1 protein-coding gene is annotated in these 2,020 nt (G+C 47.1%); it reads left to right on the top strand.

Annotation, left to right across the window (positions count from 1 at the left end; genetic code table 11):
- Window positions 1–2,020, top strand: a 2,020-nt coding sequence (locus tag AWV75_RS18115; RefSeq protein ID WP_197429612.1) for an RHS repeat domain-containing protein, incomplete at both ends; no start/stop codon positions are given.

A 2,020-nucleotide genomic window follows, 5' to 3' on the forward strand; every position in this document is an offset into this window, starting at 1 on the left:
AATGGCGATGCTTCACTTTACCAATGGTATCAAGGCGCATCAAGAAGACAATCCCATTAGGTTGACCTCCTCGCGATGGCAAAGTGGCGGGAGTATGCGCAGTGGACAATGGAAAAAAACCATGTATCGTAAGAGTCAGCTCTTGGAAAAAGAAGAGCGCATCGACCTGCAAGGACAGGTGGTAGGAACCAAATTATACTATTGGGATGGTTTGGGGCGTTTACGCGAAGAAGTAGATGAGCTAGGGCATAGCGTGAAACGCACCTATGATGCCTATGGACGGGTACTTACCCAAACCCTGGAAGACGGTACCACGCTAGCATATTCCTATGTTCCCTATTTAACAGGAAGTGAAATCGCGAGAATTGAAGTGAGTAGCGCTGATGGAAATTGGGTATTGGGCGAACAAGAATTTGACAGTTTAGGTCGTTTGCTTGAGCGACAAACCGGTGGTCGTACCACCGAATACCTCTATGAGGATGCTTCTCCTGTTCCCTCCACGGTGATTCAACCCGATGGAACCACCCTAGACTACGCGTATATTGTTGAGCTGGGCAATGCCATTGCTCAAATCCAGGCGGATGATTTAACCCAAGTCTTTGAATACGATCACACCACGGGAGAATTAATTGAATCCGCAGAGGGAATGGCTTCCAATCAGAATTATTGGAACGACTACGGATTGCTTGAAACAGAAACACTAACGGTGAATGGCGATACGTATGATACAGATTATCAGTGGACCCTGAGAGGGGAACCCATTTCACATAGCGATATTACAGGTGCGCAAACCCGATATGAACGCGATGAGCACGGCAGGGTGAGTCGCCTTGTCGATCAGGATGTAACGGCTGATTTATACTATGATGCCCTAGGACGTCTGGACAGAAAAACAGTAAAAGATAACGGTTCATCCACCAAAATAGAAACGGAGTTTGAATACAATGCATTCAATCAACCGGTGGTGGAAATCATCAAGGACAGTAAAGCAACGCAACTGCGTTTAGAGCGCAGCTGGCTTCAGAATGGTTTATTATCCAGGCAAACCACCCAATTAAATGGCAACAAGATCAAAGAAGAGGAGTATACCTATGATGTGCGCAATCGCTTGGTGGAATATACCATCAAGGGAAGTGAATTCCCAAAAGATGGCTATGGACAGGCGTTTCGCAAACAAGTGTATCAGTACGATGCGCTAAATAATATGACTCGAGTGGAAACTACTTTGGAAAATCAGCAGGTCGATGTAGCGCAATATCACTACGACAATAGCGAAGACCCGACGCAGTTGACCCGTGTGACGCATTCCCATGGATCCTATCCTTCTGCTATTGATTTACAGTACGACACTTGTGGGCGTATGACAGTGGATGAAGCAGGGAGAAACCTAAGCTATGACGCTTTTGGACGACTTGTTGAACTCGAAGGGCCGCAAGATAGCACCTACCAATACAACGCGAATAATCAACTGGTCAATCAAACCGTAGCAGGCGATAAGAACTGTCAACTGTATTACCGCGCAGGAGAACTAGTGAATCAGGTGCTGGTGGAAGAGGATAAAAAAGTGCGTTGGATTAAAAGTGGCGCTACCTGCTTAGCGGTTAATGATGATCAACATGTTACTTTAACGGCAAGTGGGCAGCATGAGAGCTTGTTGTGGTCGGTGAAAGACGGCGATTCTCAAGGGGAACTACATGAGTTTGGACCGTATGGACAAGGAGAAGCAGAGGAATACCTACCTGCTTTTACTGGAGAGCGAAAAGATCCCATCAGTGGGCATTACCATTTGGGCGATGGGTATCGCGCGTATAGCCCAATCCTGATGCGATTTACCTGTCCCGATAGTCTAAGCCCATTTGGAGCGGGTGGAATCAATGCTTATGCGTATTGTGCTGGGGATCCGATTAACTTGATTGATCCTTCAGGGCACAGTGCGACAGGCACAGCAGGATTGTTCTCCGGAGGGTTAGTCACTCAGGGATTAGGCCGATTAGGTGCTGGTGGAGGAATTATCTTGGGT

This window comes from Myroides odoratus (assembly GCF_001549985.1).
GTDB lineage: Bacteria > Bacteroidota > Bacteroidia > Flavobacteriales > Flavobacteriaceae > Flavobacterium > Flavobacterium odoratum_A.